35 protein-coding genes are annotated in these 24,183 nt (G+C 64.6%); 4 read left to right on the top strand and 31 right to left on the bottom strand.

Annotated elements, in window-relative coordinates; all coding sequences use genetic code 11:
• Positions 1 to 30: 30 nt before the first annotated feature.
• The 3 genes from WFK98_RS13995 to WFK98_RS13985 are packed head-to-tail and all read right to left on the bottom strand — an operon-like array spanning position 31 to position 2,314.
• Complete coding sequence (locus tag WFK98_RS13995) at positions 31 to 924, bottom strand: Mu-like prophage major head subunit gpT family protein (RefSeq protein ID WP_336800652.1); 894 nt, start codon at positions 922 to 924, stop codon at positions 31 to 33.
• Between the two features lie 23 nt (positions 925 to 947).
• Positions 948 to 1,334, bottom strand: a complete 387-nt coding sequence (locus tag WFK98_RS13990; protein ID WP_336800651.1) for a hypothetical protein — start codon at positions 1,332 to 1,334, stop codon at positions 948 to 950.
• Between the two features lie 26 nt (positions 1,335 to 1,360).
• Positions 1,361 to 2,314, bottom strand: coding sequence for a phage protease (locus WFK98_RS13985; RefSeq protein WP_336800650.1), 954 nt, complete (start codon positions 2,312 to 2,314; stop codon positions 1,361 to 1,363).
• Positions 2,315 to 2,566: 252 nt separating this feature from the next.
• Between WFK98_RS13985 and WFK98_RS13980 the strand changes: the two genes are divergently transcribed.
• On the top strand, positions 2,567 to 3,013 hold the full coding sequence (locus WFK98_RS13980) for a hypothetical protein (RefSeq protein WP_336800649.1): 447 nt from the start codon (positions 2,567 to 2,569) through the stop codon (positions 3,011 to 3,013).
• 80 nt (positions 3,014 to 3,093) lie between these two features.
• Here the strand turns inward: WFK98_RS13980 and WFK98_RS13975 are convergent, their stop codons facing one another.
• The 28 genes from WFK98_RS13975 to WFK98_RS13840 all read right to left on the bottom strand — a co-directional run bounded on the left by WFK98_RS13975 (position 3,094) and on the right by WFK98_RS13840 (position 21,235).
• A complete protein-coding gene (locus WFK98_RS13975; protein ID WP_336800648.1) occupies positions 3,094 to 4,335 on the bottom strand; it encodes a phage head morphogenesis protein in 1,242 nt (413 codons plus the stop codon).
• Positions 4,335 to 5,879 (bottom strand): DUF935 domain-containing protein, encoded by a 1,545-nt coding sequence (locus tag WFK98_RS13970; RefSeq protein ID WP_442907413.1) that lies wholly within the window; start codon positions 5,877 to 5,879, stop codon positions 4,335 to 4,337. Before WFK98_RS13970 ends, WFK98_RS13975 begins: the two co-directional genes overlap by 1 nt.
• A gap of 38 nt (positions 5,880 to 5,917) precedes the next feature.
• Positions 5,918 to 7,549, bottom strand: a complete 1,632-nt coding sequence (locus WFK98_RS13965; protein ID WP_336800646.1) for a hypothetical protein — start codon at positions 7,547 to 7,549, stop codon at positions 5,918 to 5,920.
• Entirely contained in the window at positions 7,546 to 8,145 is a 600-nt protein-coding gene (locus tag WFK98_RS13960) for a DUF3486 family protein (RefSeq protein WP_336800645.1), read from the bottom strand. Before WFK98_RS13960 ends, WFK98_RS13965 begins: the two co-directional genes overlap by 4 nt.
• Position 8,146: 1 nt before the next feature.
• Positions 8,147 to 8,452, bottom strand: coding sequence for a VpaChn25_0724 family phage protein (locus WFK98_RS13955; RefSeq protein WP_336800644.1), 306 nt, complete (start codon positions 8,450 to 8,452; stop codon positions 8,147 to 8,149).
• Entirely contained in the window at positions 8,449 to 8,778 is a 330-nt protein-coding gene (locus WFK98_RS13950) for a DUF2730 family protein (protein ID WP_336800643.1), read from the bottom strand. The genes WFK98_RS13955 and WFK98_RS13950 overlap by 4 nt, the downstream gene beginning before the upstream one ends.
• Complete coding sequence (locus WFK98_RS13945) at positions 8,775 to 8,981, bottom strand: TraR/DksA C4-type zinc finger protein (RefSeq protein ID WP_336800642.1); 207 nt, start codon at positions 8,979 to 8,981, stop codon at positions 8,775 to 8,777. The genes WFK98_RS13950 and WFK98_RS13945 overlap by 4 nt, the downstream gene beginning before the upstream one ends.
• Positions 8,974 to 9,186: a hypothetical protein gene (locus WFK98_RS13940; RefSeq protein ID WP_336800641.1), complete on the bottom strand. Its 213-nt coding sequence runs from the start codon at positions 9,184 to 9,186 to the stop codon at positions 8,974 to 8,976. Before WFK98_RS13940 ends, WFK98_RS13945 begins: the two co-directional genes overlap by 8 nt.
• A complete protein-coding gene (locus WFK98_RS13935) occupies positions 9,183 to 9,692 on the bottom strand; it encodes a 3TM-type holin (protein ID WP_336800640.1) in 510 nt (169 codons plus the stop codon). Before WFK98_RS13935 ends, WFK98_RS13940 begins: the two co-directional genes overlap by 4 nt.
• 1 nt (position 9,693) lies before the next feature.
• On the bottom strand, positions 9,694 to 10,506 hold the full coding sequence (locus WFK98_RS13930) for a glycoside hydrolase family 108 protein (RefSeq protein WP_336800639.1): 813 nt from the start codon (positions 10,504 to 10,506) through the stop codon (positions 9,694 to 9,696).
• Positions 10,507 to 10,626: 120 nt separating this feature from the next.
• Positions 10,627 to 11,022, bottom strand: a complete 396-nt coding sequence (locus WFK98_RS13925; RefSeq protein WP_336800638.1) for a hypothetical protein — start codon at positions 11,020 to 11,022, stop codon at positions 10,627 to 10,629.
• A gap of 571 nt (positions 11,023 to 11,593) precedes the next feature.
• Positions 11,594 to 11,827, bottom strand: a complete 234-nt coding sequence (locus WFK98_RS13920) for a hypothetical protein (protein WP_336800637.1) — start codon at positions 11,825 to 11,827, stop codon at positions 11,594 to 11,596.
• A complete protein-coding gene (locus WFK98_RS13915; RefSeq protein ID WP_336800636.1) occupies positions 11,824 to 12,603 on the bottom strand; it encodes an SAM-dependent DNA methyltransferase in 780 nt (259 codons plus the stop codon). The genes WFK98_RS13920 and WFK98_RS13915 overlap by 4 nt, the downstream gene beginning before the upstream one ends.
• The gene (locus tag WFK98_RS13910; protein WP_336800635.1) at positions 12,600 to 13,166 is read right to left on the bottom strand and encodes a regulatory protein GemA; all 567 of its coding nucleotides are present in this window, start codon (positions 13,164 to 13,166) and stop codon (positions 12,600 to 12,602) included. Before WFK98_RS13910 ends, WFK98_RS13915 begins: the two co-directional genes overlap by 4 nt.
• On the bottom strand, positions 13,163 to 13,600 hold the full coding sequence (locus WFK98_RS13905; RefSeq protein ID WP_336800634.1) for a hypothetical protein: 438 nt from the start codon (positions 13,598 to 13,600) through the stop codon (positions 13,163 to 13,165). The genes WFK98_RS13910 and WFK98_RS13905 overlap by 4 nt, the downstream gene beginning before the upstream one ends.
• Complete coding sequence (locus WFK98_RS13900; protein WP_336800633.1) at positions 13,597 to 13,818, bottom strand: hypothetical protein; 222 nt, start codon at positions 13,816 to 13,818, stop codon at positions 13,597 to 13,599. The genes WFK98_RS13905 and WFK98_RS13900 overlap by 4 nt, the downstream gene beginning before the upstream one ends.
• Positions 13,819 to 13,822: 4 nt before the next feature.
• Positions 13,823 to 14,056: a hypothetical protein gene (locus WFK98_RS13895; protein WP_336800632.1), complete on the bottom strand. Its 234-nt coding sequence runs from the start codon at positions 14,054 to 14,056 to the stop codon at positions 13,823 to 13,825.
• Positions 14,057 to 14,066: 10 nt separating this feature from the next.
• Positions 14,067 to 14,714, bottom strand: coding sequence for a DUF3164 family protein (locus tag WFK98_RS13890; RefSeq protein WP_336800631.1), 648 nt, complete (start codon positions 14,712 to 14,714; stop codon positions 14,067 to 14,069).
• Between the two features lie 263 nt (positions 14,715 to 14,977).
• Positions 14,978 to 15,187 carry a hypothetical protein gene (locus WFK98_RS13885; RefSeq protein WP_336800630.1) on the bottom strand — a complete coding sequence of 70 codons (210 nt, stop codon included), beginning with the start codon at positions 15,185 to 15,187 and terminating at the stop codon, positions 14,978 to 14,980.
• Between the two features lie 5 nt (positions 15,188 to 15,192).
• Positions 15,193 to 15,591, bottom strand: a complete 399-nt coding sequence (locus WFK98_RS13880) for a transcriptional regulator (protein WP_336800629.1) — start codon at positions 15,589 to 15,591, stop codon at positions 15,193 to 15,195.
• The gene (locus tag WFK98_RS13875) at positions 15,588 to 16,205 is read right to left on the bottom strand and encodes a hypothetical protein (protein ID WP_336800628.1); all 618 of its coding nucleotides are present in this window, start codon (positions 16,203 to 16,205) and stop codon (positions 15,588 to 15,590) included. The genes WFK98_RS13880 and WFK98_RS13875 overlap by 4 nt, the downstream gene beginning before the upstream one ends.
• Entirely contained in the window at positions 16,205 to 16,912 is a 708-nt protein-coding gene (locus WFK98_RS13870; RefSeq protein ID WP_336800627.1) for an ATP-binding protein, read from the bottom strand. Before WFK98_RS13870 ends, WFK98_RS13875 begins: the two co-directional genes overlap by 1 nt.
• 92 nt (positions 16,913 to 17,004) lie before the next feature.
• Positions 17,005 to 19,197 (bottom strand): transposase, encoded by a 2,193-nt coding sequence (locus WFK98_RS13865; protein WP_336800626.1) that lies wholly within the window; start codon positions 19,195 to 19,197, stop codon positions 17,005 to 17,007.
• Positions 19,194 to 19,655, bottom strand: coding sequence for a hypothetical protein (locus WFK98_RS13860; protein WP_336800625.1), 462 nt, complete (start codon positions 19,653 to 19,655; stop codon positions 19,194 to 19,196). The genes WFK98_RS13865 and WFK98_RS13860 overlap by 4 nt, the downstream gene beginning before the upstream one ends.
• A complete protein-coding gene (locus WFK98_RS13855; RefSeq protein ID WP_336800624.1) occupies positions 19,652 to 20,482 on the bottom strand; it encodes a ParB/RepB/Spo0J family partition protein in 831 nt (276 codons plus the stop codon). Before WFK98_RS13855 ends, WFK98_RS13860 begins: the two co-directional genes overlap by 4 nt.
• Positions 20,482 to 20,748, bottom strand: a complete 267-nt coding sequence (locus WFK98_RS13850) for a hypothetical protein (protein WP_336800623.1) — start codon at positions 20,746 to 20,748, stop codon at positions 20,482 to 20,484. Before WFK98_RS13850 ends, WFK98_RS13855 begins: the two co-directional genes overlap by 1 nt.
• Positions 20,748 to 20,933, bottom strand: a complete 186-nt coding sequence (locus WFK98_RS13845; RefSeq protein ID WP_336800622.1) for a hypothetical protein — start codon at positions 20,931 to 20,933, stop codon at positions 20,748 to 20,750. The genes WFK98_RS13850 and WFK98_RS13845 overlap by 1 nt, the downstream gene beginning before the upstream one ends.
• A gap of 2 nt (positions 20,934 to 20,935) precedes the next feature.
• Complete coding sequence (locus WFK98_RS13840; RefSeq protein WP_336800621.1) at positions 20,936 to 21,235, bottom strand: helix-turn-helix domain-containing protein; 300 nt, start codon at positions 21,233 to 21,235, stop codon at positions 20,936 to 20,938.
• A gap of 116 nt (positions 21,236 to 21,351) precedes the next feature.
• On the opposite strand from WFK98_RS13840, the gene WFK98_RS13835 reads away from it, so the two are divergent.
• From WFK98_RS13835 to WFK98_RS13825, 3 genes are all read left to right on the top strand, one after another.
• Positions 21,352 to 22,077, top strand: coding sequence for an XRE family transcriptional regulator (locus tag WFK98_RS13835; RefSeq protein ID WP_336800620.1), 726 nt, complete (start codon positions 21,352 to 21,354; stop codon positions 22,075 to 22,077).
• A 541-nt stretch (positions 22,078 to 22,618) separates the two neighbouring features.
• Entirely contained in the window at positions 22,619 to 23,368 is a 750-nt protein-coding gene (locus tag WFK98_RS13830; protein ID WP_336800619.1) for a glycosyltransferase family 2 protein, read from the top strand.
• Position 23,369: 1 nt separating this feature from the next.
• Positions 23,370 to 24,170: a glycosyltransferase family 2 protein gene (locus WFK98_RS13825; protein ID WP_336800618.1), complete on the top strand. Its 801-nt coding sequence runs from the start codon at positions 23,370 to 23,372 to the stop codon at positions 24,168 to 24,170.
• The last annotated feature ends 13 nt before the right edge of the window (positions 24,171 to 24,183 follow it).

Below are 24,183 nucleotides of genomic sequence, written 5' to 3'. Positions count from 1 at the left end.
GGAACCGGGGCCGCTAGAAAGCCGCGCCGATCAGGCCAGCCAGGGGCAGACGAGCACCTCGGCGGTACCCTTCCACTCGTTGGTCTCGCCGTTGGCGCCCAGGTCGTTGTTGACGATCTTGAGGGCGGCGCTCTCCAGCAGCGGCGGAACGACGAGAAGCTTGGGCGTAATGCCGAGAGGCCGGCCGTAATCGCCCTTCATGCTGCCGAGGGCGGCGCGGGCCGTGGCATAGTGGGCGGGGTCGAGGGTCTGCTTCGAGCCCCAGGCGAACTGCCAGAAGCCGAACCCGACATTGTGGCGGGCATCGACGCCGTAGACGAACTCCTTCTTCGAGAAGACGTTCTCATCATCGGGATTGTCGCGGGCGACGAAGTTCCAGTCCTTGCGCTTCTGGAACAGGATCGGCTTCAGGGCGCGCGAGTCATCGATCAGGAACCAGGGCGCGCCCGAACCGCCGTCGGTGTTCGCCACCGAGACCTCGTCGCCGTCTTCGTCGAGCACCGGATGGTCCGTGTCGAAGAAGTACTGGCCATCGTAGCAGGCAGTCGAGAAGCCGTTCTTGAGCAGGCCGAAGATCAGCAGCTCGCGGTGAGCGGCCGTCGACAAACCCATTTCCTGGAACAGCGGCGAGTAGATGCCGACGTTGTCGTCCTCGATGTCGTCGCGGCCGACACCGATGGTCAGCTCGAACGACCGATTCTTGATCGTGTAGTCGGACGCCTCGACGCCCTGGATCACGCGCTCGCCGATCCACTCGCGGACGTTCGGGATCTTGCCGAGCCAGCCATATTCGTTGGCCTTGGTCGACGACGGCACTTCGGTCGCGACGCGCAAAGAGAGCGGCGCTGCCTGTCCGAGGCCGCCCTGGAACGACGCCTTAAACGAGACGCCGAGGTTTCGAAGGTTGGTGGAATTGATCAGCATGGTGTCTCGTTCCTGGTGTGGGGTTAGCCGACCTTGACCCAGACGCCCTGGGCATCGACGTCGAAGACGGTGCCGGCGGCGGAACGGGTGCCCGTCCCGTCGGTCTTGGCGACGGTGTGGTCGTCGACGATGTAGGCCGTCTTGCCGATCTCGGTGGCAGCGATGGCATCGGCCGCGGCCGAATTGTCGAAGCGGAAAGTGCCAGCGCGCGTGCGAACGCGATCGCCGATCTCCCCGGTTTCCTCGGCGACGCCGAGCGCGATCAGGCCGGTCGCCGTCTTGCCGGGCTTGGCGGCGCCGGCTTCGAGCACGACGAGCGCGCCCTGAAGGATCCGCGCCGCCGCCACAGGCTCGCGGATCGCGGGATTGTCACGCCGGGGCGTATTGCGGGGGGAAGTCAACGCGGCCATGAGGGTCGGTCCTTGTTGGTTGGGGCTCAGCCGAGCGCCTTGAGGAAGTCAGCCTCGGAGACGCCGGTCTGCGCGCAGAGTGCCTTCTGTTCGGCCGTGAGCTGGCCGACTGTCACCGGCGGAGCACCACCCTTGTCGGAGACCTGGGCGAGGCCGAGCGGGGGAAGTGTCGCGAACAGCGCTTCGACCTCGGTGGGGCGTTCGCGTGCCAGCGCGAGGTAGTGATCCTTGGAAACCGGAGCGATCTTCCCTGCTGCGATCGCGGAATCGACGGCGGCAGTGGCTTTGGCTTCGGCGGCGGCCTTGGCGTTATCTTCGAGCTTCGTTTCCGCAGCCGAGGCGCGAGCCAGTGCCAGCTCCAGATCCGCCTTCGGCACGAACTTGGTCGGATCCGGCTGCTGGACAGAGGCCGTGGCAGCCTGCAGATCGCCGCGCAGCTTGCCGATCGCCATGACGGCATCGGCGGCGGTGGCGCCGGCGGCCAGGCCGAGCGCGTCGAGGAGAGCTTTTTCCATGTCGGGATCCGAGGTTGTGCCGGAAGCAAGAGCCGGCAGGGTTGTGATCGCCGGGCGGTTCACGAGCCCGGCGCCGAGCAACCGGCGAACATGACCGCCGGCGTCGTGAAGGAAGGAGGGCGAGACATAGCGGTAGGACCGCGACTCGACGGAGGCTCGACCGGCATCGGTCCAGCTCACATGCGCCCAGACCGCTCCGTCGCGGACTTCGAGCTGATCGATCCAGGCGGCGGCAGGCGCCTCCTCCCCCTTCGGTGCCTTGTGATCGGCGGCATGTTCCCAGTCGATCGGGAGGTCGACGCCGCGCAGCGACTTGTCAGCGACCTGGGCGGGATCGTCGTTCACCCATTGCCGCCCATCCTGTGCAGTGATCAGCCCAGCCGGAAACAGCATGATCCACTCGGGCGCCTTGCCGTCGGCGCAGAGAGACGAGAGGATCGTGGTGGATGCGGTTGCGAGCTTCATGCCGGCGAATGTGCCGGGCGCGGCTCAGAGGAGCATTGCGGACCGATGTCCGCAGGCCTCGATCCGCTGGTGCGTCGAAGCACCGGGATCATAGCCGATAATTTGCGCGTTCGAAGCGGTTTCTAAGGGGGTTGGACGGGCGTTTGCCATTTCCGCCGCCATCCGGACCGAATATCCGCCCTGCTGGTCTCCTCGGCCTTCTCCGCCGAATGGACCATGTCATAGTGGTCTACAGTGTTTCTGGGGGGCCTGATGGACAGCTATCTCGCTATTGCAGTTGCGACGCTTGCAGCGTCAATCGCCTATTTCCAGTGGCGCACGAGCCATCAGGCTGTGGTGCGCGACCTGTTCGAGGAACGGTACAAACTCTATCTCGCGATTTCGGAGGTCACTCTCGACTCGCTCAAGGATTTCTATCTGCACCCGTCCGACAGAGCGAAGCTGACGAACGTGCGTCGCCGGGCACAATTCCTCTTCGGGGAAGAGATAATTCGTCTGCTGGATGGCCATGCCGTCCACCTCGCCAACCTGGACAACGAGAACTCCGATGTGCGTCAGGCGCACTATGATGCTGTTCAGGACTTTCTCCCCCTGCTGAACCGGAGCGTTCAGCCGTACATGAGCATGACGATGAAGCAGCCTGGGGTACCCGAATGGGCGCAGCAGCTACGCCTTGCCTGGAAGGTCTTTCGACAATAAGTTTAGTGGGCTCCCGGAATTGCCTGCCCGGACATCTGGCCGGAGGCGGTGCGGCCACCGCCTCGGGAGCATTCCCCAACTCATTCGATCGACTTGCCGCGTTTGGCGACCCGTTCGCCGTAACCCGGATCATTTCCCCACCGATGCAGCGTCTTAAGGAACGTCCAGGCTCCATCGGCAGTGCGCCGTATCACGGCATGCCAATCGTCGAAAATCAGGTGGAGGTTCCGCTCCTTCGCTTCCACGATTAGACGTGTCGACGGATCTCGCAGAGCGCGATGCACCCGCGCAATGTCCTCGACATCGATCTCCGGGTGCCGATCCCGCATCTTGTAGCCATCCGCAACCGAGAAGCGGACGACCGGCGACTGCGCCTCGAATGCCTCCGACACCGACTTCGGTAGCACCGCGACAGGGACGCTGATGGACCCATTTTGCCTGTTCGCCATGTCCGTGGCACCGGGTCGATAGGGAATGCTCCCGTTCGTCACGGCCCGACCAACCGGCGAGCGTGTGAGATCAGCAACCGCCGCATCCTGCGCCGCCGGCGGCATGCGCTCGATCCGACCAGCTGCGAGTGCGCTCATGGAGTCGGAGCGTGTCTTGCCGGGATTACCCTCCCAGCCGGGGTCGATACCGTTCGGAACCTCTACCGTCTCGCCCGTTCGCCCGTTGGTCCAGGACGTGGTTCCGAGGTCCGGTGGCTCCTTTGCCGGATCATAGCCAAGCTTCTGAGCCCGGAAGCGGGAGAGCTGCTCGACGGGACATTTGCAGCCCCAGCCATTTGGCGGAAAGTGGGTGTCCCACCAAGGATGGTCCACCGGCAGGATGACGCCAAACCAGGCTGCGTGTTCCTCGCGCGGTTCCTTCGAGACTGTCAGCCCATAGCGAAGAAACGGAAGCACCCGCTTCGTGTTCTGAATCCGCTCCCATTCGCCGGCCGCGTGCGCGGAATAGACGTTGGCCCAATGGATGGTACGAAGCCGACGAGGGCTGCCGAGCTGTGCATCGACGAGTTCCCCGGTGAGCGGATCCTCGACCAAGGAGCGTCCCCACCAGCCTTTGGCGCGGAGGATCGGCTCGAGTTGGCTCTGAAAGGTTTCAAACGGCGTTCGATTGACGATCGCGTCGTCGACGGCGGCGCGCAGATCTTCGAGCACGTCATAGCCAGCGGTCTTCGCCACCGTGAACATGGTGGCGTGCTCAGCCGGCGCGACGTCCTGCCAGCTGAAGGAAGGGAGCGAGCGCTTGGAGCGGAAGAAGCGCCGGACGGGCTCAGGCGCTTCGGCGAACAATCCATCAGGGCCGAGAACCTCGGCCATCAGCCCGGCCCCGCCTCGCCGAGCCCGCGCGCGATCATGGTCATGACCGCAAGCACCTGGGCTTGCTCCGCGACCGGCAGGCTGCCGGCAAGCGCATCCAGCCGCACCTTGAGATCGTCATAAGAAGTCGCTGCCATCCATTCCGACCGGATCTTCGCGAACAGGGGCCGCTGCGGACGCTCCCATCCTTCGAGCGCGGCTCCGATCAAGCTGTCGAGCGGATCTGTCGGCGCGGAGGCGGCCAGGGCGTGGCGCTGTCCGCAACCGGAGCAAACTGGCCCGAGGGCGGCAACGGCTGCCTGGCGGGGCGCTTCCGCTGGGGTTGGCGCTGCCGGTCGCGAAGCCGGCGCGACGAGGATTTCCTCGCCCGGCTGCGGATCCGGGATCTGCAGCTTGTCGCGGATTACCGAGGTCCCGACGCGCAGACCCATGGGAACGAGCTTCTCCAGGTTGTCTGTGAGCCCTTTCAAGTCCTCCGGCTCCGGTACCGGGAACGTCACCTCGGGATAGATCTTCTGCGGCCCGTAGTTCACGAGCACAAAGGGGACCACAACCTGGCGAGAGATCGTCCGCCCCAGCTGGCGCCCGTCCATCTTGGCGATATCCATTCGCACGCCATTGTGCACCTCGGCCTGGGCGCGGCTCGCGCCGTCGTCCGACGACATCGTCTGACCGAGAACGCCCTTCGAGACCTGCTTGTCGAGATACTCGGCGAGCGCCCCGAAAACTGGCTCGCCACGGTTTGACGCTTCGATGAACTCGATCATCATCGAGTCAGGGATCATGGCGCCGGCGTCGGCGGCGATGTCGCGGATCGCGCGGAGAAGAACCGCCTTGTCGTCCTCGGATGCGCCCGGTCCGTATTTGCCCACACGGTAAGGCTTGCCATAGACCTCGGCGAATTCCGCCCAGTCGCGCAGCGTGTAGCTCTTCAGCATGAACGCCCAGGCGGCCAGTCGCGCCAAGCCGCCTCGGATCGGGATGCCCGACTTCAGCTTGGGGATATGGACGATGAATTTCGCGGGCGGCAGGTCGACGCCGTTAAAGGCGCCATCCTCCTTCATTCGCAGCGTGGTCCTATCGACCTTGTCGAACAGGAACCAGCGCGGGTCCCGCCATTTGTAGGTGCCGGGTTCCCACGGCGTGGACGTCGTGTCCCAGATCATCTCCGCGACCGAGTAGCCCTTGCCGAGCCCGTCGACGAGATCCTCGATCATCTCGGAGAACTGCGGCCGGCCGATCAGATCACGGACAGCCTCTGCGATCTCCTGGTCACGTGCTTCGTCGGTAGCCGCCTCGACTTGCGGCTCCAGGCCGAGCAGCACGCCTTTGCGAAGAGCAATCTGCGATCGATAGTGGAGATCGCGCTCCTCCATCTCCTCGGCCAGCGTCAGATAGGCGTCGGCGTCGCCTTCGACCGCCTCCCGAAGGATGCTCGCGAGCTTGCCCGGCGTCAGCCCCGAGGCGACGACTTCGTCATAGTGCCGGCGGATGCCGGTCAGCGACGGGCCGGAGATCTCCTCGCGCAACACGGCGAGTTTCATCGGTCGCCCGAACTGATCCAAGAGCGCCATTCTTCACCTCACCAGAGACCATCGCGGCGGCCGCCATCGACGCCGCGCGCGCGGCTCGCCGGTCGGTCCTGCCAGTTCGTTTCGGAATCGTTCCGCAAATCGCCGACCGGCGTGTAGCCATACTCGACCACGTCGGTCTCGGCGGCCGCCACGGCGAGGACGCCGGCGACGGCGGTATCACCATGGCGCTGGCCACCATCTGATCCCTGCCGATGCGCATCGCTCGGCACCATAGGAATGCCGCGCACCATCTTGATCTGGCGAAAGTCACCGCTGACGTCGGCGTCGAGCGGCAATTGCCAGGTGCGGTCTTCGAGACGCGCTTTCGCCTTCGGAACGTGCGCGAGATACCAGGCCTGCGACAGCATCACCGCCTCGATCCGATTCGCGCCGTATCGTTGCTGGGCGTACTCGGCCAGGAACTGGCCGTTGCCTCGGGCATCGTGCTTGCCAGCGCCGAAGCGCGGCAACCGATCGGCGACATAGAAGAGGATCTGCTCCTGCTGCCGGAACGGGACGTTTCGCAGCTCGATCACGAAGGGGGTCCAGAACACCAGGTCACGCCCTTCGGCGAGGGGCCAGAGGACCGAGAGGTCGCCGGAGCGGCCGAAGTCGAAGCCGTAGTAGTGCTGCAGGCCCCTGTCGAGCAGCCGCAGATGCGGCTTCACATTCTCTTCCAGCCAGGCCGCGACATAGTCATGTCGATCGGCGTCGGAACGCAGTTCGAAGCCTGAAGGGCACTTTAGGCGCAAGACGGGAACCTGCGGCGACATGCACGCCTCGATCAGGGCACGCGTTAGGTAGACGCCCGACCCCTGCGAGGGAATGCAGTCGAGTTCCTCGCCCGCTGCGTCGCCGTACGATGCCCGGATGTTGGCTCGCCATTCTGCTTCTGCCTCGGGTGACCAGGTCTTGCCGGTGACGAGACAGATCCGCTGGTAGAGCCCCTGTTCCAGAGCGTCGTCGAAGGTGCAGCGCATCACGTAGCCGGGACGCCGGCCGGAGCGGATCTCCTGAATGAGCTGATTGAACGGATTGTCCTCGCCATTGTGGGTCGAGATGACCAGGACCTTGCCGCCCCAGATCAGCAGCGCCATGGCCGCCTTCAACAACTCCTCGGCATCGTCGTGGAAGGCGAACTCGTCGAGGATCACATAGCCCTGCCGACCGCGCAGCGAGCGCGGCTTCGACGACAGCGCCACGATCTCGAAGCCGGAGGCGAAGTTGATGCGGAAGGCCTGGATGGCCCGATCCGCCCCCTTCTCGTCCTTCTCGGTGAAGAGAAACTCCTGGACCTCGGAACAGGCCGGCGCGAAGGCGCGCGCCCACATGGCGCAGGTGTCGATGAACTCGCGCGCCATGTCGAGATTGTAGCCGAGATAGAGCGTGTCCATGCCGCCCGCGCTCTTCTGCGCGCCGGACGTCAGCACGGCGTCGGCGGCCACGCCCCAAGTGGCACCGATGCGGCGGGATTTGTCCGTGACGACGAGCTGATACTTCGCCGTCGAGGCGAGCAGTTCGGCCTGGTAGGCAAGCAGCACGTCCGGCAGACTGGCGCCAGCGAAGATCGCCGGCATTTCCTGCATGGCAAGGCGTCGATGCCTCGCCCATTCCTCGGTGGTGGTCGGCAGGTAGCTCATTTGCCGACACCGAGGATCTTCGATTTGATCGCCTCGACTGTCTCGGCGGTCATGCCCTTGACCTTACCGACCTCATCGACCGCCTTAGAAGCCTTGGCGGCGAACTCCGCCTCGACCTTGCGACGGCGGTCGGCCGACACCGACTGCGCCGAGACCGCGGATTGCAGCGCTCGCGCCAACTCCATGGCGCCTTTTGAGTCGACCTTTGTCCTACCGTCGTCGTCCTGGTCTTCCAGCAGTTCGAAGACCAGCATCTTGATCGTCTCGGCGACGAGGATGGTGAGGTCGTCAGTCTGGTCGGGACCGAGGCGCTCGGTGACGGCGGCGGCGATGGTCCGCGTCTCCTCGAGGCGCCGCGCGATCGACGCCAGGCGCACGGCGCGACGATTGAAGGCGGACAAGGAAATGGGCTGGATAGCCTCGCCGGTCTCAGCGGCAAGGGCAGCCAGGCGGTCGTTGAACTCGGCATGGATATCGAGCTGGGTGCGCCCTCGCTCGCGCAGTAGTTCGCCCGTCGCCCACGCCACGATGGGGCTGGCGGCCTCCGGGAGAAGATCGATGCTCGACAGCCTGCCGCGTCCCGCGCGCCGGGCCATGTCAGACCTCCGGGCGCGAGGGACGCTTTACGCCCTCGATGGCGATTTCGCGATCGATGTGCCGCCGTCCCTTGGTGGTCAGGACCGCGACCAGGACTGTGCCGGGAGTCGGCGTGATGCTGACCGCGCCGGCCTCCGCCAGCCATGCCAGTTCATCATGCACCCAAGAGCGCTCCTTGCGGATGCCGTAGGTCCGCAGCGTCGTCTCCAGCATGGAGGACGACAGGGTTTCGTCGACCTGGTCCGCGAGCGCGCGCAGGATCACGAGGCGGGCTTCTTCCCGGATGAGCTTGGAGAAATCGGTCATCGCTTGGCCTGTTCGAGCAGGAATTCCTGGAGCCGCTCGGCGATCGCCGAGACCGGCTGCAGCCGTTCATTCAGCACCGCCATATCGCCCTGCATCTTTGTGAGGGTCATTTCCATGCGGTGGGTGAGGTCCTTGTCCGGCAGGTGGCGAAGGTCATTCTCGACCTTGTCGAGACGGCGATCATGCTCGGCCGCCTTGTCACTCAGGGCGGCGATCTGTGTCTCGTTCACGCGGGATCGAGTGGTCAGCCAGGTGTAGATCGAGGCGCCCAGGGCGGCGAGAAGACTGGCGATCGAGAGCGCCTGCTGAATATCGGACGGGTTCACGATCGACGCTTCCTTTCGAGGGCGCTCTGGCAATCGAAGCAGCGCCGGGCATGCGGAACGGCGGCGCGGCGCTCCGCGTCGATGTCTTCGCCGCAGCCCAGACACACATCGCTCGCGGGCAGTTCATTGCGGCTTCGGGAGCGACGCAGCGCTCCCTCGATCTCGGCCAGGACGAGCCGGCCAGCCCGGTCGGCGTCATCCATCGGTCCCCACCTTCCGATCGAGCGGCGTCACCACGGTTCCGGTCAGCAGGTATTGGCCGACCGGCGTGTCGCGGTAGAGCTGCACGGCGGAGAACTCCAGATTGCGGGTGCGCGGATGGCGCTGAGCGGTCACCTGGAATTCGGCGGTGCCGTCGGGCGAGTCGGCCACGGCCTGCGACAGGAGGGCTTCGAGCGCGATCTTCACGAGCCGAGCCCCTTGCCGAAGATCGCCTTCGCCGTGTGACCGCCGCCGTAGATCGTTAGCCAGATGGCGGAAATCCCGATGACGTTGTCATAGGGAACCGCCACGTTGACGGTGAACAGGGCCTGCATCCACGGCGCGATGATGAAGGTCTGCAGGATGATGGCCGCAATCAGCCAGGAGAGTGCGGGTCGCCAGCCCCAGGAGAGCCAACCTTCCGACGATTCCTGCGCCGCGAGCTGCTGCATCAGTTTCAAACCTTCGGCCTGCAGCGCCGCCCATTCATCGGCGCGTGCTGTTTCCAGCTCGTTCAGGCGAGCCGCCGCATCGTCGGGGTCGCGCGCGATCTGGTCGGCCACGGCTTCCGGCGTCGGCTCGACTCCGAGAACCTCGGCCGCCGCTCGGCCGACCACGCCTCCGACTGCATTGCCGAGTGGGCCGCCGATGATGGTGCCGAGCGTCGTCGCGCCGGCCCGGGCCAACGGCCCGGCGATCGATTTCCAGTCCATGTCAGGCAGCCTCCGCCATCACAGCGAGCGTGGCATCGGCCATCGCGCGACGAGCCTGTGCGCGGCGCTTTAACACCACGCCGCAGACGACCAGGACGCCGGCGGCGACGGCCAAGCCGACGACCGTGGTCCAGTTGAAATTGACGAATTGGTCAGAGGGGACAGAGCCCGTGACCGCACCCGTCCCGGAGCCGGTCCCGGCGGCGATGACCGCCGTGGCGCCCTTCTCGTCGGCTTGGGCCTTCTTGTTGTCGTTGGAGGCGATGGCCTGGAGATCGGCAATGGCCGCGCCCGCCATCAGCAGCGAACGGGCGCGAATGTCGCCGACCCGCGCGCCCCAGCCCTTGCCGAAGGTCGTCCAGTTGGTCAGGCCCTGCAGGAAGCCGAGGCGGGCATCATTGATCGTCTGGATGAGCTTGGTCGGCGACTTCGCGCGGACAGCCGCAAGCGTCGCGGGGCCGACCTTGCCGTCCTGGCCGGTGCCCGAGGCCTTCTGCAGCGCCTTGATCGACCGCGCGTTGCCAGAGTTCACGCCGTAGTCGAACGTGGTCAGATCGACGCCAGCCGGCAGATCATCGCCGCGCACCACGCGCCAATACTCGGCCTCGTAGATCTGCGCGATCTGGGCGTCGGTCAGGTTCTTGATGTCGAGGTTGGGGTGCGACGACGCGGCGATGCCGGCCTTGGTGCCCTTCAGCTCGCCCTTGCCGACCTTGCCACCGGTCCAGTTGCCGGGATCGGCGCGGTTGGTCGAATAGCCGCCTTCATGCCGACGCGTATCGGCAAGACAAGCGAGAAAACGGGATGACGACATGGTGACTCCAGATCGCAATTGAGCGAGCTGGAAGGTGGGCCAACCACATGGCCGAGCCTATGCGGACGTCTGTCCGCAGGCGCATTTCGAAGGATGTTCGAAGACTACCCGAAACCGCTTCTAGAACAAGCGGCCTTGATCGGGATCCTGTTCGGCGTTGCCGAGGTTGGTGCGCCGGCGCCGCACGTTGCGCGCCGAGACGCGTAGCCGGCGGGCGATCTCCTCAGCCGAGAGGCCGTCTGCGATAAGGCGATCGATCGCCTGCCTCATGCCCGCCGCCGAGCCGGTCGGCCCCAGCGGGATCTCGACAGGCACGCCGCCCGTCGAGGAGAAATGATCGCACAATGCCTGGGCCTTCTCGCTGCCAAGCTCCTGGACTAGCCAGTGATCCGGCTTGGCCGTGCGGGGAAACATCAGCCTGGCGCCACCCCGGATCTCAGCAAGGCGCAGAGCCGCGTCGAGACCGACGATCTCCGCGATTTCTGCAAGACGGGGCGGCAGCCAGGAATAGTTCATTGGAATGGCCTTGCCGCATTGCGGGTCCGAACGGGCGGAATAGACTGCGCCCTAGGGGGAGCGACAAGATGACGACTGTGACCAAGAACGGTGTGACGCTGGACCTTCGGCCATTCGTGGTGGAGGCCATTGAGGCTTTGCGGCTTGTGCGGCCAGAAGCGATCGATTGGCTGACAGCCGAAATCGGTCGCGCGCAGAACAGGACGCTGGGCCGAGCCATTCGAGAGGCAAGCCAGGACTGGCATTCCGCGCTGACAGATCGGGGCCTCGAAGACCCGATTGCCAGCTTCGACGATACGTGCCAGCGGGCTCTTTCGAACTGCCGGAGAAGAGCGGAGCAAATTAGCATAGAGCATTTGCTGGACGGGTCGCGGTCCGGCTCGCTTTGGGCTGGCACGAGAGTGAAATATCTCCCACACCGCGCGTGTGCCGCGATTAAGGCGCGAGAGCAGAGCATCGACTCCCAGCCAATCACGCTGCCCATCGCAGAGTGCACAGAACAAGTCTGTGGCTGCTTTTACGAACTTCTTACGAAGCGGAGGGCGGCTAAGGAGCAAGTCTAGGAATGCAGTCATCGACCACGCTCCCTAGTGATCGTGACAACTGTCCCCGCCTTCACGACATATCGGAACCCGTCTTTGACCACCGTGACCGTACCTTGGCCGTCCAAGGTGGTCGCGAGTTCGACGGCCCTCTCCACATGCTCCGCGATCCTTTGGCGGATCGAGGCGATGTCGAGATCGTGCACGCGCTCCATGAACCGAAGCACCGCATGATCGGTGACCGAGATTGCGGGCTTCGTCATGCCGCCACCTCGGCAAAGCTCAACAGCGGCACGCTCTGTCTGCCCGTGAACCGGGCGACGTCATCGGGTCGCGAAAGCTCCTGACGGCAGACGGGAGGGATGATGACCGTTCGCCAGCTCGGCATACCGCCGTGGCCGCAGCCAACGAACGGCTTTCTCCAGATGATCCAGCTGTAGGAGGTCGCGGTCGACGCGACGGGATCCCAGCGGTACTGAACCATCGGGACGCGCTCAGCGAAGGTCGCCTGCAAGGTTGGCTGGTAGCGAGAGAAGAGCTGATAGCGCTCGTCGCTTTCGATCCACAGCGTCCGCACGAGAATGGCGACGCCTTCGATGGCCTCCTCGAGCGCGCGCTCGACGACTTCGACCGCCAGTCCGAACGGCGGGTTGGTGATGACCCAATCCGGCCGGAACGGGCAACGAGCGATATCCAGATCGAATCCGTCGGCGCCGACGAAGGATCCGACAGCGCCGTAGCCGTGGGGATAGACGTCCGAGGCGTAGCCGTGACCAAAGCTCTCATTCAGAACCTCTGCCTGATGGCCCTCGCCGCAGCACGGCTCCCAATAGCTCTGTTCGCCCAACTCGGCGCTGACCAGCGGCAGGACGTATCTCGTCAGGGCTCGCGTCGCCCAGGGCGGGGTCGGGAAGAATTCCAGTCCCTCTCGCGGATCCTTGTCGACCGGGCACGGCAACGGCTTGGACTTCAGGCCGGCCTTCTTTCGCTTCGGCGATTTCCGAGCCGACATGACGGCAGTGGCGCCAGACGGGATCATGCTTGGCGCCTCCGGATCTCGACGCCCAGGGCGGCCATATAAGAATCGGGATCGACGGCGGCGGCATTGTCGATGGCACGGTCGAGGATCTTGAGCTGAGCCAGGATGACGGCACACTTCGTTTCATTTGGCAGCGGCATCCGTCCTGGCCAGACCACGCCGGCCTCGCGACGGATCCACTTTTTCAAGCCCTCGATCGCCTTGGCGCCATCCTGAGCATCACGGAGAAAGCGCGTGCGTTCGATTCCTGTCTGCCGCTCAACGAAAGCCACCAGCGCGCGATCACTGCGGTCCCGCACCACGCCGAGGTTCCAGGCCGAGATCCAGAGGGCCTGCAGCTTGGCGCCGTAGGGTCCTTCCATTTCGACGGCGCCAGACGCCCGCCGGGCGGGCACCGGCTTGAATCCGAGCCGCTTGAACTCGTCCAGGACACGTCCGCATTCGATGACTGTCAGGTCCTTCGCCGAGCGCTTGCCGGTCACCCGCCCGAGGACATCGCGATAGGTGTCGTCATCGAGCGCGAGTGCCTTCTTGGCGACATGGATCTTCGCCAGGGCGCTCATGACGAAGCTCCTGCGCGCGTCAGGCCCAGCCGCTCGGCAGCCGCGATGATGGTGGCATAGGGATAACGCATGATCGCAGCGATGCCGGTCAGACGCACATTGCGCCCCATCAGCTCTGTCAGCTTCTGGTCGTCCTCGAAGGTCCATTTGCGCAGGCGCTGGGGCGCCTCCGGCTTCGGGGCTGCCGCCGGTCGGGAGTAATCCTCCGGCCCGCGACGGGACTGGTTGCCGCGCGGTGGCGCAGTGCGCTGGTTGAAAACGGGAATGACGATCCCGCCCATGCGCGCCTGCCGAATGGCGTTGTAGACCGTGCCGACTGGAATGCTCATTATTTCGGCGATAGCTGACGGAGCCTTGCCTGCCTGGGCCAATGCCACGATCCGGAGATTTCGGATCTCGGGCGCCATTCCTTCCGACGAGACTTCGATCTTCATTCCTTCCCCCTGAGATCTTCCAGCAGCTTTGGTGCGGAACGTCGTCCCTTCCGGATGGCCGGGCGGGCGAGCTTCTTCAGTTCAGCCAAGAGGTGGCCAAGCTCGAAGTCGTCGAGAACCTCGATCTCGACCTTCACAATGGAGTTGCCCGTCGACCTCACGGCGGCAGAGAAGTTGCGGACGCGAGCGCATCCTTCGGTCCAGTAAATGCCTGCCATGGTCTCAGCTGCTCTCACCGGCGACCGGCTGCCGAAAGCTGAAATCCGCAAGGCGAAACAGCGACGAGTCTTTCAGCTGTTCCGCCATTCCGGCAAAGAGTTCCTCGGCGATCGCCGGCAGGGAACACACCGCCGTGAGGACGATGGTCTGACCGTCAGCGAGCAGCTGCAGCTGGACGGTCACCTTGGCCGGCGTGGAGCCGGCCATCGGTTCGGTGGATCGGTCGAACGTTGCCATCCCCATGCCCTCACGCCGCAGCCAGGTCGATCGTGATGGCGCGCCAGGCGCCGTCGGCGCTGTCCCGCTCGTGGAACCGGACGTAGGTCTTGGAGCCAATAATGCGGATCGAATCCCGGATCGCCTGCATGGCGTTCTGCCAGCGCTCGTCCTCGATCGAGACCCGCAGCAGCATGAACAGCTCTGCCCGGTTGATCTGGCCCTCCTTGTCGACATTGAAGGCACGAGTGACGATGGCGCGGATTTCGTCGCGCGAGCCTTCCGACCACTCGGCGAGGCAAGCATCCACCAGGCTCTTCGCCGCTTGCAGTTCCGGTCCGAACTCCAGCAGGTCCGCGACCTGGACTGTCACGCGCTGGGTACCGTCAAAGGACGTGAGGCTGACGTTGCCCTTCTTGCCGCCGAGCGTCGCCCCGTAGTCCTGAGCGATCAGCGCCTGGAGGGATCCGACGTCGTCAAAAGTATGGCCTTTGAAACGAGCGATCTGGGCCGAAAGCTCGCGGGCATAGCCGATCACCTTGCGAACCATTTCGTCCTGCAAAAGATCCATTGGCTTGACCGCTGAGAGCGGCACGAGATTGCCCTTCGCGTCATACATGAACGGCTTGCCGCCGACGTCGATCGTGGGAGCCGGGTTGTTGGTGGTCGCCTCAGACATTCAGAACTTCCTCGCTTGGGTATGGGGGGCTTTGGTGGGCGAGCGCCGGGCATCCGGCGCTCTTCCCTGGTGTCGGGCCTGACGGGCTCGAACGCGTTCAAGCCGCACAGCAGTTGCCTGGAGACGCTGGGATGCGCCGCCGTCGGCCACGATCTCGCGGATGAGATCGAGAGAGATGGAGCGGCCCATCGCGTCCCGGATTGCCGTGGGCGGAAGTCCGCGGCTTGCCATGCGCAGGACCATGTCCCTGTGAACGGGCCGGATCACTGCGGCCTCGGAAAGGGAACGACGTTGTCGATGACGACGGCCGGATGCGGAACCGAGACGGCTCCGACCGTCTCCAGCTGCTCGGCCTGCCTGGCGGCGACCTGCAGAGAAGCCAGAAAGGCCATGGCGCTTTCGGGATCGAAGTTCCCCGTGACCATTCGGCGTTCGAAGGAGGAGGCGAGCTTGGTCAGGTTGCGGGAAAGCATGAGGTCTACTCCTGTGTTTGAAGACGGGCGTTCGGGCAGCCATTTCGGCAGGCGCGGTAGAGCTTTGAACGGATGGAAGAGGACGCGGAGAACGGCACACGCTGCTCATCGAGGCAGCGGTCCCGGCCGATCTCGCCGAGGATCGGACAGCCAACAGTCGCGCCCATCAGGACGCCACGGACCTTCTGTTCCAGTCGGACCATGTCGCCGCGATACCGGTTGGCGAACACCTCGGAGACGACCGGGGCCGAGTAGCCGATGCGCTTTGCCGCCGCACTCTGCGTGGTGCGCGAGGCTTCAAGCGCCAACTCCATGACGAAGTCGGGAATTATTCCCCACGCATCCTGGACCTTGGCGACATAGTCGGTGCCGGACTGGCGGCCGGCGACGGGACCACGGTTCACGATGCCGCCTCCGTCACGCTGTCGCCCACGATGGCTGCCTGGTTCTGGTCCCATACCGAGCGGGTTGCGAGGACCATCGGAGGCTTGGGGCCGGTGTCGCGCAGGAGCCGGTAGGTGATCGGCTTTCCCGCCTTGGCGACGCCGACACGGCCGAGATAGCCGGCGCGTTCCAGATGCTGGATGTAGCTCCGAACGGTTCGGATTGGCACGGCCTCGTCCAGGCCGGCATTGAACGCCAATTCCTCGGTCGTGAAGCCGCGCTTCAGGAGCCGGATGGTCGCCCAAAGCCGCCATTGCTGGTCACGCGGGGCCTCGGAGCCGTCGCGACGGACGCGCGGGGCTTCGGCGCTTCGCTTGGCGATGCGGTAGAACCGCTGCGGCGAGCCCTTGGGCACGGGGAGAGTATGGTCGAGGACCAGATAGCCAGCCTTCACCAGCCGGTTCACATAGCCGCTGATCGTCGCCTTGTCGGTATTGGACCGGGCGTCGATGTCGGGCACGCTGAAGGTGCCGCCATCTCGGCCGAGATCGAGCATGATCGACCAGTAGCCTTCAATGCCGCGCGGCACCTTGATCTTGAGCGCGACCTCTTCCGGATGCGGACGGCGCGCCATTAGGCAGCCCTCCGATAGAGCGAGGTTGCGCGCGGCGCCGGCGGCTCGCCGGTGTAGAAGCCGCGATCGCCCCAAGTGCCGACATCGAAGTGCGTCACATCCTCGTTGCGAGCAGCCTCCGCGATCCGCGCCAGGTTGACGACGATGCGCCGCGCACGCCCATCGGCCTGCTGCCGGATCAACTCGACCAGGTCGCCTGCAATCTCGACGTTAGGGCAAAGCGCATCCGCGAGCAGGCGGGCGTCGGCACCGTCGCAAGGCTCTGCCGGAAACCACTCCAGGACACGATTGTGGACGCGCTCGATGCGCAACAACTTACGCGGCAGCTCTTCCTCGCCGATTAGGATGACTGGCGCCTGGCTCATCTCGTGCAGTTCGCGGATGATCTCGACCAGTCCCTTGTCGACGAGCCGATCCGCCTCATCGACGATCAGCGGCCGGTTCGGGTCGCGGCCGAGGATCTCGCTCGCCTGCATAGACAGCTCACCGATCGTCCGGCCCTTCGGTGACTGCTCGCCGAGTTCGAAGAGGATCCGCTGCAGGAGGATCTTCTTGTTCCAGCTGTCGCCGACCTCGACGACAATGGCGCCGGTCATATTGCGTGCGAAGATGCTGGCCTGCGTCTTGCCGTAGCCGCTCGGCCCATGGCAGACGCCGAGGCCCGGCAGATGCGCGTCACGATTGATCAACTTCATCGCCATGGCCATGAAGCCACCGACAATCTTCAGGTTGACCGGGCCTCGGACGGGCCTTGCCGTATGTGTCATATTCAATTCCCCACTTCAGTTGAGCTTGGTTTTCAGGCCGTGCTTCGTTCCCGGCTCAAAGAGCCGCGATGCGTCATGTCGAGGCCGCGATACTCGGGACCTGCCGAGTAGCCCGCGTGCCAGCGAAGATCGGTTTCCGGGATCGTCTCGCCCCGATGGATGGCGGCTTCGATCCGCAATGCGCGCTCCCAGCGCTCGGTCATCAGTTCCATGTCGGTCTTGCGCGGCGCGGCGCGGACCGTCCGAAGCGCCGGTTCGGAAGCCAGCCGTGCATGCATGGCGAGCGCTTCGGGAGAATGAGTCGGCGTCGGCGCAACCGGTCGCTCCGCTGCGCTGGCGGCATGCTTCGCAGCGTCGATCTGCGGCGTGGAGTGAGCGACCGAGGGTTTCGGGAAGGCGACGACGCCGGCGCGGTCTTTGCGGGCTTGGCCAAGGACTAGTTCGACCAGGTGCGGCCCCTTCGTCATCCGCCGGGCCTCGGCCTTCGCCTCGCGCGTCCGTTCGGCCAGAATGCGGCTCTGCTCGGCGCGAGCGGCCTTCACAGCCTCTGCCGGATCGATGCCGGCAAGACGCGGGCAAATGGCTTCGCCCAGGTAGTCGCCGCCAGCGTCGGAGAACAGGAACAGCCTGCCGAGATCTGCCGGATCGCGTCGCACGAACACGCGGGTTTCAGGCTGGACGGCCGGGGCTAGATAATAGTTCCCGTCGATGCGAATGCCGGACTTGGTCGCGGTGCGATACCCATCCTTTCCGGCGATGGGCGCGAGCAGCATGTCGAGCGCGCGCGGCTCGACGGTCCGGATCGCCTCGCGCGATTCCGATGCCACGTCGAATGGCGTTCTGCCATGAAGGCCGTCGTGCGGTTCATGGGCGTAGAGGTTGTCAGCCCATTCGTCGCAGTAGGTCTGGAAGCGATCGGACGTCAGTTCGACGGCGAAGGTGTCGCGATCCTGCTCACCGAGGCGATCGGCAAAGCTCTTGCGGGACTCGATCGCCTTTCGGTCCGATACGGAATGGCCGATGAAGCCGGGGCAAAGCTGCATCAGATCGCGCTGGAACGTCCCGATGGCGCGCTCGATATGGCCCTTTTCTTGAGGCTGGAAGGCCGTCGAGGTGATTGCCTCGATATCGAGATCTGCGAAGAGCCGCTCCGTCGCTTTGGCGGTGAAGTCGGAGCCGTTGTCCGTCTTCACCGCTTCAGGGACGCCCCAGTCGAGAATGGCGCGACGCATCAAGAGACCGACGGCGCTGGCGCGCGGGGTCTTCGAGACGTAGACCTTCAGACGGCGGGTCGCGATGTCGACGCAAAGGTAGACGGAGTGGCGGCCATCGACGAGGAGAGCGTCGGCAGGCGACGCGTCGATCATCCAGAGTTGGCCGGCGCGCGTGACATGGCGAAGCGAGCCGCGTCCTGCGATCCGATATTGCGAGCGGAATGCGTCCGGGTTGGTCAGTGCGACCAGGTCGATCTTGTGCTCGTCGCGGACGCTCTTGAGGAAGTGCTGGAACGTCCGGAGCGGCGGCAGCGGCAGAGCCTCGTCGAGATGACCGGGCAGCAGATCGCCATAGCGCGCCCTGACCAACCGCCGAACGTTCTTGGCGGAGATCATGGGTTGCTGGATCAGAAGCGCAAAAATGTAAGTCCGAACACCGCCGCCGTCAGCGATGTCGAGCGCGCCTTTGCCCTTGCGAGCAGCTGCGCGGTCGACGCCGAGACGCTTCGTCTCGCCGGCCTTGCGGTGTGCGCGCCACCTCGCGATCGAGCGTGCCGAGATCTGCCTAATGGTCTCACGTACCCAGCCGGGCGCAGCAATGCTGCCGGCGTTGTAGAGGCGGGCATATGCCTTGTCGGACGCGATAAGCGACAGCTTGGAATGGCGATGAAACTCTTCCGCGCTCTTTAGGATGGAGAGACGTGCATCCCTCTGCTCGGCCGCAGGCGCGGTCAGCCGGGCAGCGCCCGGCTCGGCAGCAGCCTCGCGTCGTGTCGCTTCGTCCGTCGGATCGATCGCGAGGTGTCGCTTGAAGTAGTCCACCCGCGCAGGCAGCGGCAGCAGTTCGTAGTGGAACTCTAGCCCGCCACCGCGCCCTTCGCGTTGCCTGGTCCGCTTTGCGTCCTGTTCCCAATGGCCCCGGTTCGCGAGGTTTAGGACGCCCTTCTTGGTCGTGGGGATGCCAGCGAGTCTGAGTTCCGCGATTTCCTGAGCGTTCAGCCACTCTTTCACCGCCGCGCCCTCCATTCCGCATCGGCGGCCTGTGCGGCGCGCTCGGCGCGCTCGGCGGCTTCGCGGGCCATCTCGCGACGGATCAGGGACTCGTACCGAGCCGGCACCGCAATCAGTCCGATGCATTCCAGGAGGGCATTGAGCAGACGCGCGTCGCTGGTGACGCTTGCGAGAGCCACCAGGCGCACGGCAGAGATGTTGTGATCCTCATGCGCCTGGCTGGCATAGGCATCGAGCATCGACTTCGGCACGACTTCGCCAAGGAACTCGCTCATTGCCTTCGCGAGTTCCGGGCGCGACGTGCCGCTATCGTCGAGCGTCTTCTTCACCGCGCGCGACATCCGCGCGGAGAGCCGACCAGCTCGCACCTCATCCTCATCGAACCGCTCAACCACGGGTTTCGGCGCGTAGTCTTGGAAGATATCGAGCGTGTGGGGATCTCGTGGGCGCCGGCTCATTGCGCGCGCTCCCGCCCGGCAAGCCACTCGCGGACCAGATCCTCATGACTGTCGAAGAAGGTGAATTGATCGCGCTTCGAAAGACGGGCGAAGGTTCCTGAAAGGCGGGTCCAAGGCGCGGACGATGGCTCTTTGGAAATGCCATCCAGCAGCGCGAGCGCGTCCATGACGCTGGCCGCATTCGGCGGGTCGGCAAAGATCGCGCCGAGGATCTGCTCCTGCGCGGCGGGCTTCTGCTCTGATAGCAGCTTGAGCTGGGCCTGATGATCGGCCAGCCAGGTGCCTTGCAGCTTCGACATAGACTTGGGCGAAAGCCCACGCGAGATGGAAATGGCCAGGGCAACAGACCGTGCGGAGAGCCCGACGCGCTCAGCGAGATCCTCGGCCAGATCAAACTGCAAAGACTGCAGTTTGAAATCCTCCGAGCGGCGATCGCCGCCCCTGCGCTTGGTCGGGTTCAGCTGCTGCTGGACGTCATGAAGCGCCGCCAGATGTCGAGCGCGATCGAGTGCGGTCAACTCCTTCCGGTCGAGGTTCTCTATGACTTCGATGTAGCGGAGTTCGACGGCAGCTCGGGAGGGATCATCCGAGATCGGCTTGATGCTGGCGGGGATCCGCAACCATCCGAGCTGCATCACAGCGGTGAGTCGGTGCAGGCCCGCGCCGAGATGAAGACCGTGTACGTTCTCCCCGAGGACTATTGGCTGCTGCAGGCCGCGATCGCCGATAGTGACCTTGAGGACGGCCACCCGGTCTCCATCGGCATCGCGTAGGCGATTTCCGACGCGGATGGCGGAGACGAGAACCTCTTCGAAGCGAGCGGACATCACTCAGATCCTTGATACGCAGGTGCTGCTTCGCAGCGCTCGGCTGCGATTGTTGCCTCGACATCGGCGAGGCATTCGATGATTTCGGCGGAGGTAAACTGGCCCGACACGGCCAATGTCTCGACGACGCTGACGCCGCGCCGGGCCGCAGTTCGGGCCGTCGCGACCATCGCTGCGACGAGGCGATTGAAGGCGACTGGGCCGTCGTTCGTGACGACCACTCGTGCCTCGTCGATCAAAGGCTGGGTTGCGAGCTGCCGCAGCATCACAGCGCCCCCCGCAGCCAGGCATGGACAAGGGCGACGCCGGGGCGCGCGGCGAAGGCCGAAATGCAGATGGCAAGCCCGATGGCGCTGAGCCGGCGAGCCAGGTCGCCTTCGACCGCCGTATTCCGGCTGTCCAGGTCGGTGCAAGGCTTGGACACAACCTCGGGTGCAAAGCGGCGGGCCATGTCTATGCCGCGCCCCGGAATTGACTCGACGGGGCTGCGTCGCTTCTGGCAGGCTCGGAATGCGTGGAAGAATACCGGTCCGGCGAAGCGTACCAGTGGGGCCAGAGTTCCGCCTGCGAGATACCCAGGAAGGCAGCGATGATCGCGTGCGCCTTGGGATGGCGTCGATGCAGGCTCGATCGAAGCGTGGTCGCGGCAAAGCCATTTGCCAGACCGAGCCTCGTGAGGCTCGAACCCTTCTTATGGATCGCGGCGATGATGTCGGCGCGGTGCCAACCAGCTTGTGATAGGACGATATTCATCTCACCTCAGCGGCCGCCCCTGGTCCGGGCGGCTTTTTGTGATGTGTTGTTCATCAGTGGATGAAAGGTGCGACTAGTCGCATGATTCGTCAAGGAAGGAATGCGAAAAGCCGCACATGATCACGACTTCAGATCCTTCCGCCGCGATCGACCTCAACGAGGTGGCCGAACGCCTCCGATTGATCGTTCGCCAATCTGGCGGAAATCAGCGGGTTTCCGAGCTTTCTGGCGTGCCTCTACGCACCTTGAACGGCTATCTTTCGGGTGAGACGGAGCCCAAGCTGTCGACCCTCGCCAAGGTGCTTCGCAGCTGTGGCGTCAGCATTTCTGAGTTCTTGGCAGGCGATTGGCTGCAGTCAGATGCGACAAATGGCATTGTCGATTCGCGGTCGATCAGTGCGACAACTGGCATTCCGGCAGGGTTCGTCGCTGTGCCGCGCCTCCAGGTCAGAGCCAGCGCAGGCAGAGGCCGCATTGCGACGATTGATCTTCTGGAAGACGGCGAGTTCATCGCCTTTCGAGAGGATTGGATGCGCAGGATCGGGCTTAATCCGAAATTCGCCCAAGCGCTCACGGCGGTTGGCGATTCCATGGAGCCGACAATTCGAGACGGCGACCTACTACTCATCGATCGGTCGATCGATCGGGTCGTCGATAATGGAATCTACGTGGCTGTGGTCGGCGGAATGGTAGTCGTGAAACGGGTTCAAACCCGACTGGATGGGTCGGTCGTATTGAAGAGCGACAATCGAGATCGATATGATGACGAGGTCGTGCCGGCACACGATGTTCCCGACCTCATCATCGAGGGCCGGGTTCGGTGGTTCGGGCGGGCGATCTAAGGGGGAACGATGTCCAGGGCTGAAAGAATGGCGATACTGTCAGTCGTTGAAGCGGGGCTTCTGACTGCGGCCATCGGCTACTATGCGCTGCCAGGAGCTGCATGGTCGTTCTACGGCGTCATTTTCGCCTGCGTCCTGGCGTTCGCCTTCCCTATCAATCTCTTGTTCGCGGCCCTATTGGCGCCCTCGCAATCGCGCGGCTGAGCCGCTCATCTCAGTTGCAGGTTGTTCACAGTTCCGTAGGCTTCGCCTTCTCCGAAAGTGGCAGAAATCCTAGCCTGCAACACCGCGCAGCCAACTGTGAACGAAGTTGCTTCTTGTTCACAGTTGGCCCTTTAAAAGCGGCGCTTTCCCTAGGCCTGCATTTTTGGCGAAGCCGCCCTCGCTGCCATTTGATCTTGCGCGGTTGATTCTTGCGCCGCTCGCCGATCCCCGATGAAACCCGCACGAACGCTGGTGTTTTCGGCAGTTCCCGGCTGTTTCCGGATATTCCCAGAAATGCCATGTGATCTTGCACGTCACAGAACGGGAAGGTCAGTTCATGAGTGAGTCTCCGCAGCTTTCGGTGATCATGCCCGCGTTTAACGGCGTGGCCTTCATCGAGCAGGCGATCGCTTCGGTGCTCGATCAGTGCGAGGTGCGGAGCGAGATCATCGTCGTCGACGATGGGTCGGAGGACGATACCGCCGCCTGCGTCGACCGCCTCGCGCAACGGGATCGCCGGATCCTGCTGGTCCGCGGGGCGAGGGGCGGGGTGGCGACGGCGCGCAATCGCGGCCTCCACCGCGCGACGGCGCCCCTCGTCAGCTTTCTCGACCAGGACGACCTGAAGCCCGCCGGCGGGCTTATCCGGCACGTCGACCTTCTGAAGGCCGATCCGGACACGCAGGCGGTCGTCGGCGAGAGCGTCATGTTCGACCGGATCAGCGAGGGCGGCGACGTCACCGGCGGACGTCACCAGCGCATGCTGGCGACGCTGCTCGGCGCCGGGACGTTCCGGCGCACGCTGTTCGCGCGGCTGGGCGCTTTCGCCAGCGATCTCGAGATGGGGAGCGACTACGACTTCTATCTCCGTATGATCGAGGCGGGCGTCGCGGTGACGATCGACGACGAGGTGGCGCTGCTGCACCGGCGCCATGGCGGCAATGCCAGCGGCGACCGGCCGGCGCTCAGCCGCGAACTGCTCTACGTGTTCCAGCGGTCGGTGCAGAGGCGGCGGCAGAGCGGCCAGTCGGGGGCGCTGCGTCACCCCTTGCTCGACGCGATGCGGGCGCAATGGCCCGGAGGCTAGGATGACGATGGATCGGCCCCGCGTCAGCGTCGTCATGCCGGCCTTCAACAGGGCCGACTATGTCGCCGAGGCGCTCCGCTCGCTCCAGACAGAGCCGGGAATCGACGCCGAGATCCTCGTCGTCGACGATGGCTCGACCGATGGCTGCGATGCCGTCGTGGCCGCTATCGCGGCGGCCGATCCGCGCGTCCGACTGATCCGGCAGGACCATCGCGGCGTCTCGGCCGCGCGCAATGCCGGCCTCGCCGCCGCGACGGGCGAATTCCTGACCTTTCTCGATTCCGACGACGTCAGCGCCCCTGGCCGGATCCTGCGCCAGGTGACCAAGCTCGCCGCACGGCCCGACATCGCCGCCGTCGTCGGGCAGCGCATCTATTTCAACGACATGACCCCAGACTTCCAGCCGAGGGAAGGCTCGCTCTGGGAGCGGAAGCTCGACATCTGCCTCGCCAGCGCCGTCTTCCGCCGCTCGACCTTCGAGCGTTTCGGCGGCTTCGACGAGGCGCTCACCTATGGTGAGGACATCGATTTCTATTTCCGCCTGTTCGAAGCGGATAGCCGCTTCATCATCGAAATCGACACCGCGATCTACTACCGGCGCCACGCCGGCAACATGACGAACGACCGCGACGCGATGCACAGGGCCTGTCTGAAGGCCTATCACAATTCGATGCTGCGCCGCCGCGCGACCGGGCGCACGCGCCGGCTCGACGTCTTCTTCTTCCGGCAGTTCGATCGTGAAACCGAATTCGGCGGCTGCCAGGAGACGCCGGCGTCGGTGGCAGCCACTTTCAATTCCTGACGGGACAGCGGGT

Origin of the sequence: Kaistia sp. MMO-174, assembly GCF_037147815.1 — a bacterium.
GTDB classification, from domain to species: domain Bacteria; phylum Pseudomonadota; class Alphaproteobacteria; order Rhizobiales; family Kaistiaceae; genus Kaistia; species Kaistia nematophila.
Note: the sequence above shows the minus strand (reverse complement) of the source record. Positions and strands in the feature narration are given on the sequence as shown.